At 75.5% G+C, this 17,370-nt stretch carries 13 protein-coding genes; 6 read left to right on the top strand and 7 right to left on the bottom strand.

Annotated features, from left to right (window positions below; genetic code table 11):
• Positions 1–182: 182 nt before the first annotated feature.
• The gene (locus ACNJ93_RS01085; protein WP_418955382.1) at positions 183–1,679 is read left to right on the top strand and encodes a hypothetical protein; all 1,497 of its coding nucleotides are present in this window, start codon (positions 183–185) and stop codon (positions 1,677–1,679) included.
• A 131-nt stretch (positions 1,680–1,810) separates the two neighbouring features.
• On the opposite strand, the gene ACNJ93_RS01080 is transcribed toward ACNJ93_RS01085, so the two are convergent.
• The gene (locus tag ACNJ93_RS01080; RefSeq protein WP_418955381.1) at positions 1,811–3,235 is read right to left on the bottom strand and encodes a PP2C family protein-serine/threonine phosphatase; all 1,425 of its coding nucleotides are present in this window, start codon (positions 3,233–3,235) and stop codon (positions 1,811–1,813) included.
• Positions 3,236–3,454: 219 nt separating this feature from the next.
• Between ACNJ93_RS01080 and ACNJ93_RS01075 the strand changes: the two genes are divergently transcribed.
• From ACNJ93_RS01075 to ACNJ93_RS01065, 3 genes are read left to right on the top strand one after another with little or no spacing between them, the layout of a single operon-like run.
• Positions 3,455–6,619 carry a hypothetical protein gene (locus ACNJ93_RS01075; RefSeq protein WP_418955380.1) on the top strand — a complete coding sequence of 1,055 codons (3,165 nt, stop codon included), beginning with the start codon at positions 3,455–3,457 and terminating at the stop codon, positions 6,617–6,619.
• Entirely contained in the window at positions 6,616–7,842 is a 1,227-nt protein-coding gene (locus ACNJ93_RS01070; RefSeq protein WP_418955379.1) for a threonine synthase, read from the top strand. The genes ACNJ93_RS01075 and ACNJ93_RS01070 overlap by 4 nt, the downstream gene beginning before the upstream one ends.
• 1 nt (position 7,843) lies before the next feature.
• On the top strand, positions 7,844–8,404 hold the full coding sequence (locus ACNJ93_RS01065) for a GNAT family N-acetyltransferase (protein WP_418955378.1): 561 nt from the start codon (positions 7,844–7,846) through the stop codon (positions 8,402–8,404).
• A gap of 10 nt (positions 8,405–8,414) precedes the next feature.
• Here the strand turns inward: ACNJ93_RS01065 and ACNJ93_RS01060 are convergent, their stop codons facing one another.
• From ACNJ93_RS01060 to ACNJ93_RS01045, 4 genes are all read right to left on the bottom strand, one after another.
• On the bottom strand, positions 8,415–8,993 hold the full coding sequence (locus ACNJ93_RS01060; protein ID WP_418955377.1) for a YdeI/OmpD-associated family protein: 579 nt from the start codon (positions 8,991–8,993) through the stop codon (positions 8,415–8,417).
• Between the two features lie 37 nt (positions 8,994–9,030).
• Positions 9,031–10,305, bottom strand: a complete 1,275-nt coding sequence (locus ACNJ93_RS01055; protein ID WP_418955376.1) for an ATP-binding protein — start codon at positions 10,303–10,305, stop codon at positions 9,031–9,033.
• A 253-nt stretch (positions 10,306–10,558) separates the two neighbouring features.
• Positions 10,559–10,921 (bottom strand): SPW repeat protein, encoded by a 363-nt coding sequence (locus ACNJ93_RS01050; protein ID WP_418955375.1) that lies wholly within the window; start codon positions 10,919–10,921, stop codon positions 10,559–10,561.
• Positions 10,922–11,173: 252 nt separating this feature from the next.
• Positions 11,174–11,563, bottom strand: coding sequence for a VOC family protein (locus ACNJ93_RS01045; RefSeq protein WP_418955374.1), 390 nt, complete (start codon positions 11,561–11,563; stop codon positions 11,174–11,176).
• A gap of 213 nt (positions 11,564–11,776) precedes the next feature.
• On the opposite strand from ACNJ93_RS01045, the gene ACNJ93_RS01040 reads away from it, so the two are divergent.
• Positions 11,777–12,142, top strand: coding sequence for a cupin domain-containing protein (locus ACNJ93_RS01040; RefSeq protein ID WP_418955373.1), 366 nt, complete (start codon positions 11,777–11,779; stop codon positions 12,140–12,142).
• Here the strand turns inward: ACNJ93_RS01040 and ACNJ93_RS01035 are convergent.
• On the bottom strand, positions 12,124–13,101 hold the full coding sequence (locus tag ACNJ93_RS01035) for a hypothetical protein (protein ID WP_418955372.1): 978 nt from the start codon (positions 13,099–13,101) through the stop codon (positions 12,124–12,126). The two genes, ACNJ93_RS01040 and ACNJ93_RS01035, sit on opposite strands and share 19 nt — an antisense overlap.
• Entirely contained in the window at positions 13,098–13,481 is a 384-nt protein-coding gene (locus tag ACNJ93_RS01030; RefSeq protein ID WP_418955371.1) for a hypothetical protein, read from the bottom strand. The genes ACNJ93_RS01035 and ACNJ93_RS01030 overlap by 4 nt, the downstream gene beginning before the upstream one ends.
• 71 nt (positions 13,482–13,552) lie before the next feature.
• On the opposite strand from ACNJ93_RS01030, the gene ACNJ93_RS01025 reads away from it, so the two are divergent.
• Positions 13,553–17,335: a CHAT domain-containing protein gene (locus ACNJ93_RS01025; protein WP_418955370.1), complete on the top strand. Its 3,783-nt coding sequence runs from the start codon at positions 13,553–13,555 to the stop codon at positions 17,333–17,335.
• Positions 17,336–17,370 lie beyond the last annotated feature (35 nt).

Genomic DNA, 17,370 nt, shown 5'->3' with positions numbered 1-17,370 from the left:
CGGCTCCCGTCCGCACCCTGGGGAATGAGGGCCGGTCGCCGGGGCGGGGTGGCGCGTTCCTACCTGACACCGAGTGACCCCTGGCGGAACATCGGGCGTGCCCTGGCGAACCCTGGCGAATAGTCGCCAGCCCTATGCCATGGGGCTACTGTCAACTCAGCCGAGAACCTGGGGGCTTAGACGTGACAGGGCAGACCAACACCCGCCTGGCAGACCTCTTCGGCCTCGCCGGCTGGTCCAAGGGCGAGCTCGCGAGGCTCGTGAACCGGCAGGCGGCGGCCATGGGCCACCCGCAGCTGGCGACCGACACCTCCCGGGTCCGGCGCTGGATCGACATGGGGGAGATCCCACGCGATCCCGTACCGCGGGTGCTGGCGGCCCTGTTCACTGAGCGACTCGGCCGTGTCGTGACCATCGAGGACCTCGGGTTCGTACGACACGGGCGCGCCGGACGACGGCGGAACGTCAGGTCCACCGAGAATCCTGACGGGCTGCCCTGGGCGCCCGACCGTACGGCGGCGGTCCTCACCGAATTCACGGGAATGGACCTCATGCTCAACCGACGCGGCCTGGTGGGCGCGGGCGCCGCGCTCGCCGCCGGCTCCGTACTCAGCAGCGCCATGCACGACTGGCTCCACGCCGACCCCGCACTCGCCAAGGACGCCCCCCGCTCCATCGATCCCCTGCACGCCGACCCCGCTGGGTTCGACCGCTACGAGGCCGCCCCCATCGGGTCGCAGGAGATCGAGGCGCTGGAACGCTCCGTCGAGGTCTTCCGCGCCTGGGACGCGGCCCGCGGCGGCGGACTGCAGCGCAAGGCAGTGGTGGGCCAGCTCAACGAGGTGGGCGGCATGCTCGCCTACCGTCACCCCGACCATCTGCAGCGCCGCCTGTGGGGCGTCGCCGCCAACCTCGCCGTCCTCGCCGGCTGGATGTCCCACGACGTCGGCCTCGAACCCACCGCCCAGAAGTACTTCGTCATCGCCGCGCACGCGGCCCGCGAGGGCGGCGACCGGCCCCGGGCCGGCGAGGCGCTCTCCCGCGCCGCGCGCCAGATGGTCCACCTGGGCCGGCCGGACGACGCCCTGGACCTGATGCAGCTCGCCAAGTCCGGCTCCGGCGACGAGGTGCTGCCCCGGACGCAGGCCATGCTGCACACCATCGAGGCCTGGGCACAGGCGTCGATGGGGCGCGGCCAGGCGATGCGGCGCACCCTCGGCGAGGCCGAGGAACTGTTCGTCTCCGACAAGGGCGACGTCCCGCCACCGAGCTGGATGCAACTGTTCGACGAGGCCGACCTGCACGGCATGCAGGCCCTCGCGTACCGCACCCTCGCCGACCACGACCCGGCCGCGGCCGTCCCCGCGCAGCGACACGCCAAGCTGGCGCTGGAACTGCGCGAGGGCGGCCGTCAGCGGTCCATGCTGTTCGACTACATCTCCCTGGCGTCCGCCTGCTTCATCGCGGACGACCCCGAACAGGCCGACCGCTACGCCCGGTTGGCGCTGGTGTCGATGGGCGAGACGTCCTCGCACCGGACGTGGGACCGGCTGCGCGAGATGTACCGGCTCACCGGTCAGTACGCGGGCTACTCGAAGATCGAGGACCTCCGCGAGGAGATCCAGCTGGCGCTGCCGAACGACCCGACGTCCCGGAAGCCGGGCAGCAGGAGGGTCTGAGCGGAAACCGACTGACAGTCAAGCCCCGGAGTTCGAAACCGAGGGCCTTGTCGAACCGTGCCGCGAGTCAGGAGGACCGCACGAGACCGAACCCGGAACCTGGCCGTGACGCCCGCGTGCGGGCAGGGAGCTCAGTGCCCCACACGCACGGCCATCACACAGGCGTCGTCCTCGCGGGAGGACTCGCCGCACTCCTCCACCACCGTCCGTACGCAGTCCTGCGCGTCCCGCGCCCCGGTCAGCCGTGGCGCGAGCCCCAGCAGGCGGCGCGTACCCGAGTCGTCGTCCGGGCTGCCACGCGTCAGACCGTCCGTGTGCAGCAGGAGCAGGTCGCCGGGGAGCAGGCGCACCGAGGCCTCCTCGTACACCCCGCGCGGCGTGGCGCCGAGGAGCACGCCCTCGGGCCGCCGGAGCGCCCGCCCCGTCCCTCCGCGGAACAGCAGAGGGGCGGGGTGTCCGGCCTGCGCCCAGGTCAGGACCTGGTCCACCGGGTTGTAGCGGCAGCACATCGCGCTGCCCAGGGCGGGCTGGCCCGACGTCTCCAGGAGCCGGTTGAGGTGTCCCAGCAGGGCCGCCGCCCCGATCCCCGCGATCGCCATGCCGCGCAGCGCGCCGAGGAGCATGGCCATCGAGGACGTCGCGGCGACGCCGTGGCCGGTCAGGTCGCCGACGGTCAGCAGCGCCTCGCCGTCGGGCAGGGCGAGGGCGTCGTACCAGTCGCCGCCGATGAGGCCGGTCGTGGTGGAGGGGAGGTAGTGGCCGGCGACGTCCAGCGGGGCCGGGCCTTCGTGCGCGAAGCGCAGCGAGCCGCGCCACGGGGGCAGGACCGCCTCCTGCAGTTCGACGGCGACGCGGCGCTCGGTGTGCTCCATCTGCCGCCGCCACCGGAACGAGTCGCGGGTCTCGCTCAGCGTCCGCTCGCTGCGCCGCAGTTCGCTGACGTCGCGTAAGACGGCCCACATGGAGGCCGTGCGGCCGTCGGGGTCGAGGACCGGCTCGCCCATCATGTGCACCGTGCGGACCAGACCGTCGCGGCGGACGATGCGGAACTCGCCGTCGATCGGACGCCCGTCCACCAGACAGCCCGTCACCATGCCCTGGAGCAGCGTCTGGTCCTCGGCGTGCACGACGGAGGGCAGCTCGTCGAGGGTCATCGGGCCCTTGGCCGGGGTGCGCCCGAAGATCTGGTACAGCTCCCCGGACCAGCTGACCTCGTCCGTGAGCAGGTTCCACTCGGCGCTGCCGACCCGGCTGAGGAGCGATCCGGTACGCGCTGCCGAGGCAGGGGGAGCGGCGGGTGCGGGGATCGCCGGCGGTTCGTCCGGCACGCCGGCTCTGAGTTGCCCCAAATGGCCATCGACGTCGTCGAGGTGATGCATCGCCAGCTCGCACAGGGCCCGGTGCCAGCGGCCCTGCGGGGTGTCCTCGTCCGTCCCCGCGCCCCGGCGCACCGCGTCCACGTCGCCCCGCAGGCGGCGCGTCCGCGAGATCAGCGCGTCCACCGTGCCGGGGTCCGGGTGCTGCGCGGAAAGGTCCGCGGACAGATGGGACGGCATGACGTACTCCGATACAGGCGGCACGGCGGCACGGGCCGGGTCCGGGGGAGGAGACAGGACCGGCTATGACTTTCGCACAGGGCGGGACCGGCCGTAAGCCGTTTGGCAACACTCGATCCGGTGGTGCTTCTGGCATATGTCAACGGCTCGCCGGTAATCGGCCACGCGGACGACATCAGGAAACGATGGCGATGCGCCGGCGGGCGCTACCGTGCACGTGTGGCGGATGCACTGATCGAGGAACAGGACGAGGGCACGGTCGTGCTGCTCGCGGCGGCGCCGACGGGGCGGGGGAGGCTCGTGGACGCGACCGCGGTGTCGCAGGCGTTCGCGGCCGTGCCGCCCGCGGCGCTGGCCGGCACGAGGGTCGCGACCGTCGTCGAACTCGTGGACCCCGTGGACCCCCAGGCCGTGCTGACCCGGCTGCGCGCGGCGGCGGACGGCGCGGGGCGGCTCACGGTGTACCTCGCCGGGCAGTTGCACGTCGACCAGCGACAGCACCTGCCGCATCTCGCGCTCGCCCGTACGTCCGCCTCCACGCTGCGGTACACGGCGCTGCCGTGGCACTGGCTGGCCGACACGGTCAAGGAGCGCCGCCCGGGCACGACGAGGGTCGTGGCCGACCTCGTGGCGGACGCGGGGACCTGGCGGGCGCTGCAGGAGACGCCTGCACTCCTCGAACTCCCGTCGGGTACGACACTGTACGGGCGCGTCGTCCCGCCGCCCGGGCGGCGCGCGGGGCGGGCGACCCCGGAGTACCTCCGCGCGTACGCCACGATCTGGCGCGGCGGCGACCGGCCGCCGCTCGCCTCCCTCCACGCCCAGGCCGCGGCCCGCGCGGCGGCGGACCCGGCGGTGTGGCTGGCCCGCGAGGCCGAACCCCCGGCCGGCCCCCGCCCGGGGTACGTCCGCCCCGCGGGCGGCGAGGCATGGACGCCGCGGCGCACGGAGCCTCGCCCGGCGGAGGCGGACCCGTTCCCCCTGCCCCGCTCCCTGGCCCACCCGGCAGAGCCCGCCCCTGCGGTCGCCGCCGAGGCGTCGGCACGACCGGGCCCCCTGGCCGAGGCGCCCACCCCTATGACCCCACCGCACTCCGTGGCGCCTCCGACGGGCCAGGCGCACCGAGAAGTCCCGCACCCGACCCCAGAGCCGGTCACCGCGTCCCCCGTTCTTGCGGCCCCCGCGGCAACGCCCGAGGCCCACCCACGGGCCGAGGGCGACGTGCCCGAGCCGCAGCCTCAGGTCGCCCGCGAGTCCCTGCCTTCGGCGGAAGTGCCGGAGGTCCGGCCCTCGGCCGAGGGCGACGTGCCCCAGTCGCGGCCTCAGGTCGCCCGCGAGTCCCTGCCTTCGGCGGAAGTGCCGGAAGTCAGGCCCTCGGCCGAGAGCGGGACAGCCCATCCGCAGCCCGACCTCGTCGCGCCTCTGACTGCCCCCGAGCCACAGGCCCCGGCGGAAGTGCCCGAGGTCCGGCCATCGGCCGACAGCGACGTGCCCCAGCCGCGGCCTCAGGCCGCCCGCGAGCCCCTGCCCTCGGCGGAAGTGCCCGAGGTCAGGCCATCGACCGAGAGCGACGTGGCCCAGTCGCAGCCTCAGGCCGCCCGCGAGCCCCTGCCCTCGGCGGAAGTGCCCGAGGTCCGGCCATCGGCCGAGAGCGACGTGCCCCAGCCGCGGCCTCAGGCCGCCCGCGAGCCCCTGCCCTCGGCGGAAGTGCCCGAGGTCCGGCCATCGGCCGAGAGCGACGTGGCCCAGTCGCGGCCTCAGGCCGCCCAGGAGCCCCTGCCCTCGGCGGACGTCCCGGACACCGGACAGTCGCTGGTGGCTGCGATGCCCGCTCCCGGTCCGCGCCGACAACTGGCCGACGGCGACGACTCCGCCCCGGCGCCCGCGGCCGGCCTGGCCGGAGTCGGGCAGCCGACGGGGGCGGGGGTTCCCGTTGCCGGTCCGCGCACGCGTCCACTGAACCCGCCCACCGCGCCGTCTGCGGCGGACCTGCCGGAGGGGGGACAGCCGGCCGACGGCGAGGGCTCCGCCGCGGCTCGTCTGTCCGGCGTCGGGCAGGCCGCCGAGGCCGCGCCGCGCCCGCAGCCGGTCGTCCCGTCCGCCGTTCCCGACTTGCCGCCTTCGGGCGAGCGACAGAAGGTTGACGGCGATGTCTCCGCGACGGTCGATCCGCCGGTCGTCCCCGAGTCGGCGTCCTCGCCGGACGGGTCCGATCCCGGGCAGCCGGATGTCGTCGTCGTGCCCGTCCCGGAACTGCGCCCACGTCCCGTGAACCCGCCGGTCGCCGACGGCTCTGCGTCCTCGGCGGACCTGACCGACGGCGAGGCGGCAGCGCCGCAACTGCCTCCCCAGCCGGTCGCCCCGCCGGGCATCCCCGAGCCGTCGCTCACGGCGGGTGTGCCCGATGCCGCGGAGTCGACCGGGGCCACCCCGCCCGCCCCCGAACTGCGCCCCCGGCCGGTCACCCCGCCTCCCGTGCCCGACTCGCCGCCTTCCGCGGGTGCGGCCGGCGGCCGACAGTCGGCCGAGGGGGACCTTCCCGGCCCCCACCCGCGCCCCCGGCCCGTCACCCCGCCTCCCGTCCCCGGCTCGCCGCCCTCCGTGGAGGCGCCCGGGGACGGGCAGTCGGTCGGCGGGGACCTCCCCGGGCCCCAGTCGCGGCCCCGGGCGGTCACCCCGCCCGCCGTCCCCGCCGGGCTCACCGATACCCGCCGGCCGGCCGATGTGGCCGCCCCCGACGCACGGCCCCGGCCCGTCGACGCGGCCGGCGGGGGCGAGGTCCCGCCTGCTCCGGACGTGCCGCGGCGGGCCGTCGGTGCGCCCGCTTCGGCGCAGGTGCCCGGGACTCGGGGGGCCTGGGGGAAGGTGCGGGCCGTGGCGCGGGCGTGGCGGGGCGGGCGTGAGGACGAGGCGGCCGACGGGCCCGCCGCGCCGGCGCTCGCCGCGCCTGGGCAGGGCGACCCGCACCCCGGAATCCTCGCTGCCGCGCAGGCCGGGCGGCACAGCGAGGCCGCGGCGGCGGCCGCCGCGTGGGAGCTGGACGCGCTGCGCCGGCACGGGGCCGGGTCCGGTGCGGCGATCCACTGGCTGGAGGTCCGCGCGGACCTCGCCCGGCTCGCCGACGAACCCGCCCGCAGCTGCGAGTTGTGGATCGCCGCCGCCCGCGCGCGGATCGGGCAGTGGCAGGACCTCGGCCACCCCGACGTCGAGGGTGCCGTCGACCGGGCGCATCATCAGTGGGAGCAGGTCTCCGACGAGGCGAGGGCGCGTGCGCTCGCGCCCGAACTCATCGAGCTGCGGCGGCAGGTGCCGGGGCGTCGGGCCGGGGCCCTGCAGGCGATCCGGCGAAGGCTGGACCGCTTTCCACGAGAGGACCCCGCATGACGTCGTCGCTCGCCACCGCCCAGCGCTCCCTCGCCGATCCCGCGGTCCGCCACCCCCTGTGGCCGCCGCTCACCGCCGGCTGCCCGGTGACCTCGACCGACGAGGTCGCGTACCCGCTGGACGTCGACTACGACTACGCACGCGTCCCCGCCGGCCTGTTCACCGATCCCCTGCCGCCCGGTGCCGCGCACGGCCTGGACCGCTGGGCCCCGCTGCTGCCGCCGCTGGCGTCGCCCGGCCTCGGGGAGGGCGGCACGCCGCTGGTCCGGCTCGCGGACGGCGTGTACGTCAAGGACGAGTCCCGCAACCCGACATGGAGCCACAAGGACCGGCTCAACCGGGTGGCCGTCGGCGCGGCCAAGGCCGCCGGCGCCCAGGGCATCGCCGTCTCCTCGTCCGGCAACCACGGCGCCTCCGCCGCCGCGTACGCGGCCCGCGCGGGGCTCCCCTGCGTGGTGTTCGCCTCCCCGTACGCCCCGCCCGCCGTCGCCTCGTTCGTGCGGGCGTACGGCGCGGCCGTGCTCACCGTCCCGTTCGAGGCGACGCGTTCGCTGATGCGGCGCATGGTCACGGAGCTCGGCTACCAGCCGGTCAGCAACCTCACCGACTCCGCCCACACGGGCCACCCCTTCGGCCCCGAGGGCTACAAGACCCTCGCCTACGAGCTGTTCCTGGACCTCGGCCGCGTCCCCGCCGCCGTCTATCTGCCCACCGGCTACGGCGAGTTGCTGTTCGGCGTGACGAAGGGCTTCAGGGAGCTGGTCACGCTGGGCCTCGCCGACTCCGTCCCGCGCGTGTACGCCTGCGAGCCCGCCGCCCGCGGCCCGCTCGCCGCCGCCGTGCGGACCGGCCGGCCCGCCGCGCACGTCGAGTTCGCGCCGACGGACGCGTACGCCATCGGCTGCACCGTCGGCAGCTACCGCGGGGTCGTCGCCCTGCGCGACAGCGGCGGCGCGGCGCTGACCGTGACCGACGAGCAGATGGCCGCCGCGCGGGACGAACTCGCCGCCCAGGGCCTGTGGTACGAGCTCTCGTCCGCCGCCGGGCTCGCCGCGCTGCGCGCCCACGGCTCCGCCGCCGACGCGGACGGCCCGGTGGTCTGCGTCGCGACGTCCAGCGGCTTCAAGGACCTCGCCACCGCCCGGCGGGACGTCGCCCATGAGCTCATGGCGGGGGATTGGGACAGTGTGCTCACCGCCCTCAAGGCCGCGGGCCACGCCTGAGATGACCGAGGCCACCCCCACAGCCCCCGCCGCCCCGGCCCCCGTCGGCCCCGTCGCCCCGGTCGCCTCCGCCCCGCCGCTGCCCTGGCCGGTGGTGCTCACCACGGAGCGGCTCGTCCTGCGGCCGGTGGAGCGGGGGGACGTCCCGGTGCTCACCCGACTGTGGACCGACCCGGAGGTCCGGCGCCACCTGGGCGGACCGGTCGCCGCGACCGTGGTGGAGATCAGACGGCGCCGCTGCGTCGGCGCGCGCGGGGTCTTCGCGGCCGTCCGCTGCGACGACGGGGAGGTCGCCGGTCTGGTGACCGTCGGCTGGGACGCCGGGCGCGGCGAGCGGGAGGTCTCGTACCAGTTCCTGCCCGAGCAGTGGGGCCGCGGGTACGCGCGGGAGGCGGTGACCGCGGCGGTCGGCTGGGCGCTCGCGGACGCGCCCTCCGTCGTCGCGGTGACCCAGCAGGCCAACACCCGCTCGCGCCGGCTCCTGGAGGCCATCGGCATGGCGCACGTGGAGTCCTTCGTCGAGTGGGACGCCCACCAGGTGCTCTACCGCGTCCGCGCCTGACGCGGCCGGCTCAGAGGGGCCTGCGGCCCTCGGCCAGGGCCGCCGTCATGCGCTCCAGGCGCTGCCGGCGGCCCTTCGGCGTCCGCGCCTGCCAGAGGCGGAGGATCACCAGGTACCGGTCGGTCTTCCCGAGCGCCTCGAACGCCTCGCGCGCCCGCTCGTCCGCCGCCAGCGCGGCCGCCAGGTCGTCCGGCACCGTCGCGTCCGCCTGCGCGGGGTACGCGTCCGCCCACCGGCCGTCCGCCTGCGCCGCGCGGACCTCCGCGAGGCCCGGCTCGCGCATGCGCCCCGCGGCCAGCAGCGCCTCTACCTTGCGCACGTTGACCTGCGACCACAGCGCCCGGGGCCGTCGGCGCGTGTACTTCTGCAGGTAGTACTCCGTGTCCTGGGCCCGGCGCTGCCCGTCGATCCAGCCGAAGCAGAGCATGCAGTCGAGCGTGTCGGCCAGGGAGAGGGAGCGGCCCGCCGAGCCCTTCCGGGCGATGCGCAGCCACACCCCGGGCGCGTCCGCGCCGTGCTCCTCCAGCCAGCCCTCCAGCTCCGCCCGTTCCGTGAACCGCATGACCGGAAGGCCCTCGAACTCGTCCATGGTGCCACCCTAATGACGCCCGCCGGCACCCGCCGGGTCAGAACCGCGCGTGCGTGGTGATGTCCGACTCGAATTCGCCGATCATCTCCGGCGTCACCGTCGGCCGGCACTGCCCGATCGCCGCCAGATAGTCGGCCGTCGTCGCGCCCGGCGCGCGGTCGTCGGCCGCGGCCAGGTCGCGTTCGAAGGAGTTCTGCGCGGCGATCCGGGCCGCGTGCTCGATGTCCGCCGGGGTGAAGAGCTCGCTCGCGGCGACCAGTTCGTCCACGTCCACCTCCGGCCGGCCGTCGGTGTACCGGGCCCAGATCGCCGCCCGGGCCGCCTTGTCGGGCGTACCGATCGGGATCAGGTAGTCGAACCGGCCGGGCCGCAGGAACGCCGGGTCCAGCGAGCGGATCGAGTTGGTCGCGCAGACGAGCAGCCGCTCGTCGCGCTCGCGGAAGCCGGGGATCAGCTTGAGCAGTTCGTTCGTCACGCCGTGCATCCCGCCGGGCTGGGCCGGCTCCGAGCGCACCGGGGCGATCTCCTCGACCTCGTCGATGAAGACCAGCACCCGCTCCAGCTCGGCGATCCGGGCGAAGGCGCTGCGCAGCGCCGCCGCGAGGTTGCCCTCGTCGGCGAGGCGCGAGGGCAGGATCTCCACGAACGGCCAGCCGAGCCGGGAGGCGATCGCCCGGGCGAAGGTGGTCTTGCCCGTGCCGGGCGGCCCGAACAGGCCCACCGCCCGCGGCGGCCGCACCCCGTGCCGGGCCGCCCGCTCCGGCTCGGCGAGCGGCAGCACGACCCGCCGCTCGATCAGGTCCTTCTCCGCCTCCATGCCGGCCACCTTGGCCCACAGGTCGGTCGGCAGGAACCGGCCCCCGAGGTCGTCGAGCAGGCCGGCGGCCGGTCCGTGCAGCGGCTCGGCCTTCTCGAAGTACGCGACGGCCGGCTGGCGCGTGTACCCGGCGTTGAGCAGGCCCTCGCCGTGCAGCTCCTCCTCCGGCAGCACGTACGCGATCCGGCCGACGCGGGCGGCGAGCAGCCGCCGCTCCAGCTCCACGAGCAGCGCGCTGGCCAGTCCGCGGCCGCGCCAGCCCGGCTGGATCGCGATCCGCATGACCCAGGCCCGCTCGCCCGCGACACAGGCGAGCGCCGCGCCGATCGGCGCGCCCTGGTGGACGGCGACGACGGCGGGCTGCCGGGAGGTGAGGGCGCCGATGCACTCGGCGAGGGAGAAGACCGACTCCTGCCCGAGCTCGGCCGTGGTGTCGATCAGGTGGACGACCGCGGCGAGATCGCTCTCGCGGTAGTCGTGGATGAGCCAGTTCACCGGTACCGCCCCTCGTTCGTGCAGCACGCACGTGCTGTGCTGATGCGGTGACGCTAGGGGGCGGCCGGGTCGGCGGTCCTCCGCCACCGTGCACAATCCGCGCGGTTCGAACGCTACGAACCGTCACTGGCGGTGGGCGCGGAGAACACGCAGGGCACGGCAGCAGGGGAACGGCGCCGCGCCCGGAACGGCGGACGGCGCCGCCGCTCCACCGGGGAGGGCGACGCCGTCGGGATGAGGGAACCTCCGGTCGTCAGCCTGCTCTGCGCTTGCTCATCAGCAGGCCGCCCGCCGTGAGGGCGAACAGACAGACGCAGGCTCCGGTGATGACGTTGGAGAGGATCGCGCCGGTACCGGCGTCCCGGGAGACCACCCAGGGGGCGATGATCAGCCATACACCGAGTGCGAGGACGACGAAGTTGAGGTCCTGCGACCTTTCCGGGGCCATCGACATGCACAGGCCCAGCGCCGCGATGGTCAGTCCGACGACCAGGTTGCTGATGGCCAGTTCGGGCTTGGCGGCGGAGAAGTGGACCGTCCATGCGGAGACCGCGGCCCAGAGTCCGGCGAGGATCACGAGTTCCTCGACCGCTGCGACACCTCGGGTCTCGAGCATACGGGCGTAACGCTGGCGCATTTCCGGTGCGTCGGGGTGTCCTGCGATATCTCCTGGACGGTGAGAGACGTCGGCCATACGACTCGCCTCCTTCGGACGTCGGACCGTGTGGCCGTGGTGCGGCATGGTGCCGCCGTTTCATTGTGCCCTTATCTACCCTTTATGTGTAGATCTGGGCCCTGGGGGATTCATACAGAGTTGCGGCGGCGATTCTGCGCTCACCGGCCAAACCGTGCACCGCCGGCCACCCCCTCACGAGGAGGAGGACCCGTAGGGCCGGGTCATGATCTCCATGTTGTGCCCGTCCGGATCGTCGAAGTACGCGCCCCGGCCGCCGAAGTGGTGATTGATCCGGCCGGGCTGCGTGTGCGAGGGATCGGCGTAGTACGGCACGTCCGCCGCCCTGATCCGCTCCATCATCGCGTCGAACTCCTCCTCGGAGACGAGGAACGCGTAGTGCTGGCCCGTCACCGGCCGGCCGGGGTTCTCGTAGTAGTCGAGCGTCACCTCGTTGTCCGTCGCCACCGGCAGGAACGGGCCGAACGGGGCGCCCACCTCCAGGCCGAGGATGTGCGCCAGGAACTCGGCCGAGGCTCGTTTGTCGGTGGCGTGCACGATCGTGTGGTTCAGCTGGACGGCCATGCGTGGTCCCTCCCTGTCCGTCGGGCGTCACCGCGCGTGTCCGCCGGACGCCCTCTCGCGTGAAGGTCTCCGCCCTCATCCCAAGATCCTTCGGCGCGGCCGTATTCCCGCCCGCGGGACCCGGGGCGTCCGGACCGCCGCGCGGCAACTCCCGGGCGTAGCCTGGAAATGGACTCGGGGGTCCGTACGTCCACCGCCGGGAGGCGGATGACCATGACCGGAATCGTGACCCGGAGTTTCGACTCCGCCGACGAGACCCGCCCGTTCCAGGAGGACAAGGGCAGGATGGACCTCATCGTCTCGGAGACCGGACCGGTCGGCCGGGCCGTGTTCGAGCCGGGCTGGCAGTGGTCCAAGCACGTCAAGCCGATCGTCGGCACGGATAGCTGCATGACCCACCACGTCGGCTACGTCGTCAGCGGCCGGATGAAGGTCGTCATGGACGACGGCGCGAGCGGCGAGATGGGACCCGGGGACTTCATCGACATCCAGCCCGGACACGACGCCTGGGTCGTCGGCGACGAGCCCTGCGTCGCCATCGACTGGGCCGGGGCCGCGCACTACGCCAAGTCCGGCTGACCCGCCGGACCGGGCACCCCGGCCCGCCCCTCGGCGCCGGGGTGCAATGCCTCGTCCTTGCGCAGCAGCGCGCTCACCGCGTCGCCCGAGACGCGGTCCAGGCCCTCGTCGGCCGGCAGCACCCCCAGCGCGGCGGCGACGTCGCGCCCGTACAGGTCGACCGCGCCCTCCACGAGGTCCGCCAGCGACTCCGCCGCACCCCGCGCCCGCACCCAGGCGGTGCCGGACGTGACGACGGCGATCACCACCGCGGGCCACCACCAGAAGGCCACCAGCAGGTACAGCAGCCCCCAGCCGGTCAGCCGGGCACTCGCCCGGTACGCGGCGTACGCCTCCGTCAGCTCGGCCCGCGCCGGGTCCGGCAGCGCCAGCCACAGCCGCGGCCACAGCGCCGCCAGGTCGACCCGGTACGCGTGGTGCACCCGCAGGTCCGCCGCCCGCAGCCGGTCCCCGATCCAGGTCGGCCGGTCGGCCGGCACCGGACAGATCCGCCGGCACCGCTCCAGCGCCGCCCGCAGCGCCGCCCGGGCCTCCGGGTCGGCCCCGTGCGGCGGCACGGCGCTCAGCGCCACCGCCCGGCGCGCCGCGACCACCTCCGCGTACGCCCGCCGCCACCGTTCCCGTCGCCGCGCGGCGAGCCGGCGCCCCGGGCCGCGCCGCCCCTCCGCCGCCCACAGCAGCGCCACGCCCTCGCCCAGCGCCGCCGCGGCGAGCCCCGTGCCCGCCGCGGCCGCGAGGCCGCCGGCCGCCACCAGCACCACGATCCCCGGCTGCCCCGCGCCCCGGGAGGCGGCCAGCCCGTCGATCCAGGCACTCAGCCCGCGCAGGTCCAGCGCCCGCCCGTGCCCCAGCACGGACGCGACCGTCACCACGGCCACGAACAGTGCGCCCGGCAGCAGGAGCAGCGTCACCCAGCGCTCGGCGAGCCGCCTGCCGAGCTCCCCGAGAAAGGCGTTCACAGCGGGATCTCCACCCCGACCAGCGCGGTCCCCAGCGCCTCGCACACCGGCCCGGCGGCGCCCTGCTCGTGCTCGGTGAAGCGGGAGCAGCGCCGTGCCGCCGGGCACACCCAGCCCCGCAGCACCGGATGCCCGACGGTCCCCGACAGCCGCTGGTAGGCCCGGGTCCGGGTGGTGAGCCCGTCGACGCCGTGCCGGGCGAACCCCTCGTCCAGCGCGTCGAGATCGGCCCGCATCCGCTCCGGATCGGTCCCACCGCGCACCGCACCGAGCACCCGCTCCAGCTGCTCCGCCACCCCGTACTCCTGGGCCCGGCGGGCGAGTTCACCGCCGCCGAGCAGGCGGCACAGCCGGTCCAGCCGGTCCGCAACGTCGTGCATGCGCCCTCCCGTCCAAGGTCGTCATGCCAGAGAATGGCAGATCGCGGCCGACGAGGGGACGGGAGCGACGCATGGCCATCGAGTTGAGTCTGTACGCCGAACTGCGCTCCCGCGTCAGTCACTTCGAGGACACCGGAGACCCCGGTCCGCTGCTCGACCCCACGACGGCCCGGCTCCTGGAGCTCACCGACCAGGCGTTGAAGGACCATCCGCCGCCCGAGGCCGACATGGCGCTCACCGTCGCCGTCGCGTGCTGGCGGCTCCACCGCGAGGCCGTCCCGCCGCTCGGCGGCGCACGCGCCCTGCGGAAGCGGGCGCTGGGGCTGTGCGCCTGGCTGGACGCCCTCACGCCCCGGCTCGTGCCCGACGACGTCCGGGCCGAGGTCCGCCGCCTGCCCCGGCTGCCGCGGAACCTCGCCCGTCTCGTCCGCGACCCCGACCTGCGGCTGGAGGCGCTGTACGACCACGCGGCCATCGCCGTCGAGCGGTACCGCGTCATCCGCGACCCGGCGACGCTCGGCGTGGCCGTCGCCCTGCTGCGCGACCTGGTCGCCGCCACCCCCGGGATGTTCACGATCCTGCCCGAGGAGCAGCGCTCCCGCAGCGTCCGGGCCCGCACCGCGCTGGGCGTCGCCCTCCAGATGGAGCTCGCCCGCACCGACGACCTCCGCTTCCTGGAGGCGGCGCGCGGGTGCAGCGAGGAGGCCGCCCTGCTCTGCGCACAGCACGATCCGCAACGGCCCCTGGTGCTGTTCAACCACGGCTCGCTGCTGATGGACGCGTACACCCGCACCGGCGACGAGGCGGCCCTGGAGGAGAGCCTGAAGGTCAGCGTCGTCGCGCTGAACCTCACGCCGCCGCACGATCCCCTGCGCGCCGTCCGCCTCTGCCACGTCCAGAACCTGTACGCGGCGCTCTACCGGCGCTCCGCCGACCCCGACGTCCTGCGCTCCGCCGTCGACTTCGGAGCCCAGGCCGTGCGCAGCGTGCCCGACCGCGAACCGCAGCGGGCGGCGATCTTCTTCAACTACGGCAAGGACCTCCAGGACCTCTACCTGGAGACACGGGACCCGGAACTGCTGCGCCGGTCCGCCGACGCGCTGCGGGTCTCGGTGGCGGGGTCCGCCGCCAACGACCCGAAGCGGCTCAACCGCCGGCTGCTCCTGACCCGCTGCCTGATCGGTCTCGCCGAACGGGAGCCGGCCGGCCCCGACCCGGCGCTCCTGCGCGAGATCCTGACCGTCGCCGAGGACACGGTCCGCCTCGCACCGCCGGGTCACCCCTCGTACGCCGACGCCGTCGACCTGCTGCGGGAGGCCGAGCAGCTGGCGCGGCGCGGGCAGGTCCCGGTCGACCCCGTGGAGGAGGCGCGGTGGCAGGTACGGACCGAGGCGCCCGGGCCGCGGCTGCGGCAGGCGCGGCGGGTGCTCGCCGAGCGCCTGTTGGAGCGCCACGAGGACACCGGCGACCTGGCGGCGCTCAGCGAGGGGATCGAGCTGCTGCGGGAGCTCGACGACGGCCCCGGCAGCCCGGACCCCGACCTCGGCGCCGCCGGGCGGCTCACCGCGCTCGCGAAGTTGAGCGAAGGGCTCTTCCTGCTGTATCAGCACCGCCGCGACCTCGACGCGCTCCGTGACGCGGAGGCATACGCCCGGCGCGCCGTGGCCGCCTCGCCCCCGTCGGGCGTGCGGCGGGCCGCGGCGCTGGCCCACCTCGGCCAGGTGCTGCTGCGGGGCGCCGACCGGCTCTTCGACGAGGACGCCTACACCGAGCGGATGTCGGAAGGCGTCGCGTGCTGCCTTCGCGCGAAGGAGACCTGCCCCGACGACCATCCGCTCAGGCCCTCGTTCGCCTGCCAGGCCGGCCAGGCGGTCATGGAGCTGTGCCGCGGGCCCGAGCCCCAGCCGGCCCTGCTCGAACTCGCCCTCCTCCTGCTGCGCGAGGCCGTCGCGGAGATCCCGCTCGACGCGCCCAACGGACCCATGGCGCGGATGGCCCTCGCCGGATGTCTGCAGGCCCGTCACCGGGCCGCGGCGGTGCTGGAGACGCCGGAGCCGGACGCCCTCGGTCAGGCTGCCGCGCTGGCCCGCGAGGCGGCGGCCGCCGTGCCCGAACAGCACCCGGACCGCATCGAGTTCCTGCTGACGCTCGCGGAGGTCCGCCAGGACGACGCCCGGGACGCACGGGCCGACGACGACGCGGAGCGCACCGCACGTGCGGCGGAGGAGGCCGAGGAGGCCTACCGGAAGGCGGCCGCCATCGGTGCGGCCCGGCCCGCGGCGCGCCTCCACGCCGCAGCCGGCGCCGGGAACCTGGCGATGGACCGCGGAGACGCCGCGGCCGCGCTCGCCGACTACGAGACGGCCGTCGCTCTGCTGCCGCTGGTCGCGCCGCACGAACTCACCCGCCCGGATCGGCAGTACACCCTGGTCCGCACCGCCGGACTGGCACCGTCCGCGGCGGCCGCCGCCGTCGCGGACGGCCGCCCCGAACGGGCCGTGGAACTCCTCGAACGCACCCGGGGGGTCCTGGCGGCGGACGCGCTGCGCCTGCCCGACTCCGCGCCGGCCGCCCTGCGGCGCGATCATCCCGAACTCGCCGCGGAATTCGAGGAGCTGAGCACCGCCGCACTGACCACGTTCGCCGCCACGGCCGAAGAGCGGCTGCGGCACGGCGTCCGCTGGACGCACCTGCTCACCCGCCTGCGCGCGTTGCCCGGCCACGCCGACTTCCTGACCGGGCCGACGATCGACGAGCTGCGGGAGGCGGCGGACGAAGGCCCGGTCGTGCTCGTCTACAGCGCCGCCTGGCGCTCCGACGCCCTGATCCTCGACCCCGGGGCGCCGGTCGCCGTCGTCCCGCTCCCGGACCTGGTCGCACAGGACGCGGCCGCCCGCACGCTCCGGCTGCGGGACGCGCTGCGGGCGAGCGAGGACTCGGGAGACGACCCGTTCGCCGTCTTCGCCGCCCAGGAGCGTGCGCAGAGCGAGCTCCACGACACCCTCGCCTGGCTCTGGGACGCCGTCGCCGCCCCCGTACTCGACCGGCTCGGCGTCGACGGTGCGGCCGACCGGCCCGCGCCCCGCATGTGGTGGTGCCCGGTCGGCTTCCTCGCCGCGCTGCCGCTGCACGCGGCCGGCCGCCACCGCGAACCCCCGCCCCCCGGCCGGCGTCGCGCCACGCTCCTCGACCGGACGGTCTCCTCCACCACCTCCACCCTGGGCGCCCTGACGCGGGCCCGGTACTGGCCGGGCGCGTCCCCGGCCGCCGGGACGCTGGTCGTCGCCGTGCCGGAGGCCCCGGGCGCGCGGCCCCTCGGCCATGCCGAGACGGAGGCCGCACGGGTGGCCGAGCTGCTGCGGCCCGCCGGCCCCGTCACCGTGCTCAGCGGCCCGGCCGCCACCGCGTCCGCCGTGCTCGACGCCCTGCCCCGGCACGGCGCGGTCCACTTCGTCTGCCACGGCCTGACCGAGCTCGATCCGTCCGCGAGCCGGCTGCTCCTCGCCGACCACCGCGACCACCCGCTCACCGTCGAGACGCTCGCCGGGCTGCGGATGCGCGACACCGAGCTGGCGTACCTGTCCGCGTGCAGCACCGGCGTCACGGCCCCCCGGCTCGCCGACGAGTCCGTGCACATCACCGCGGCCTTCCAGCTCTGCGGCTACCGCCAGGTCGTCGGCACCCTGTGGCCGGTCACCGACGCGGCCGCCGCCGCGGTCGCCGAGGCGTTCCACGCGCGGCGCGCCGCCGGTCTGCCCGGAGCCCAGGCCCTCACCGAGACGCTCCGGGACCTGCGCGACCGCTACCCCGCCACCCCCACCCGATGGGCCGCGCACGTCCATACGGGCGCCTGAAGCGCCCGGGACGTGCGGGCCCGCCGGGCGGTACC

Source organism: Streptomyces tritici, assembly GCF_048500665.1.
Taxonomy (GTDB): domain Bacteria; phylum Actinomycetota; class Actinomycetes; order Streptomycetales; family Streptomycetaceae; genus Streptomyces; species Streptomyces tritici.
Note: the sequence above shows the minus strand (reverse complement) of the source record. Positions and strands in the feature narration are given on the sequence as shown.

Coding starts and splice junctions, on each gene's coding strand:
- ACNJ93_RS01040 (WP_418955373.1), top strand. CDS start 11,777: ATGACCGGAATCGTGACCCGGAGTTTCGACTCCGCCGACGAGACCCGC.
- ACNJ93_RS01030 (WP_418955371.1), bottom strand. CDS start 13,481: ATGCACGACGTTGCGGACCGGCTGGACCGGCTGTGCCGCCTGCTCGGC.
- ACNJ93_RS01050 (WP_418955375.1), bottom strand. CDS start 10,921: ATGCTCGAGACCCGAGGTGTCGCAGCGGTCGAGGAACTCGTGATCCTC.
- ACNJ93_RS01025 (WP_418955370.1), top strand. CDS start 13,553: ATGGCCATCGAGTTGAGTCTGTACGCCGAACTGCGCTCCCGCGTCAGT.
- ACNJ93_RS01060 (WP_418955377.1), bottom strand. CDS start 8,993: ATGGACGAGTTCGAGGGCCTTCCGGTCATGCGGTTCACGGAACGGGCG.
- ACNJ93_RS01045 (WP_418955374.1), bottom strand. CDS start 11,563: ATGGCCGTCCAGCTGAACCACACGATCGTGCACGCCACCGACAAACGA.
- ACNJ93_RS01080 (WP_418955381.1), bottom strand. CDS start 3,235: ATGCCGTCCCATCTGTCCGCGGACCTTTCCGCGCAGCACCCGGACCCC.
- ACNJ93_RS01065 (WP_418955378.1), top strand. CDS start 7,844: ATGACCGAGGCCACCCCCACAGCCCCCGCCGCCCCGGCCCCCGTCGGC.
- ACNJ93_RS01070 (WP_418955379.1), top strand. CDS start 6,616: ATGACGTCGTCGCTCGCCACCGCCCAGCGCTCCCTCGCCGATCCCGCG.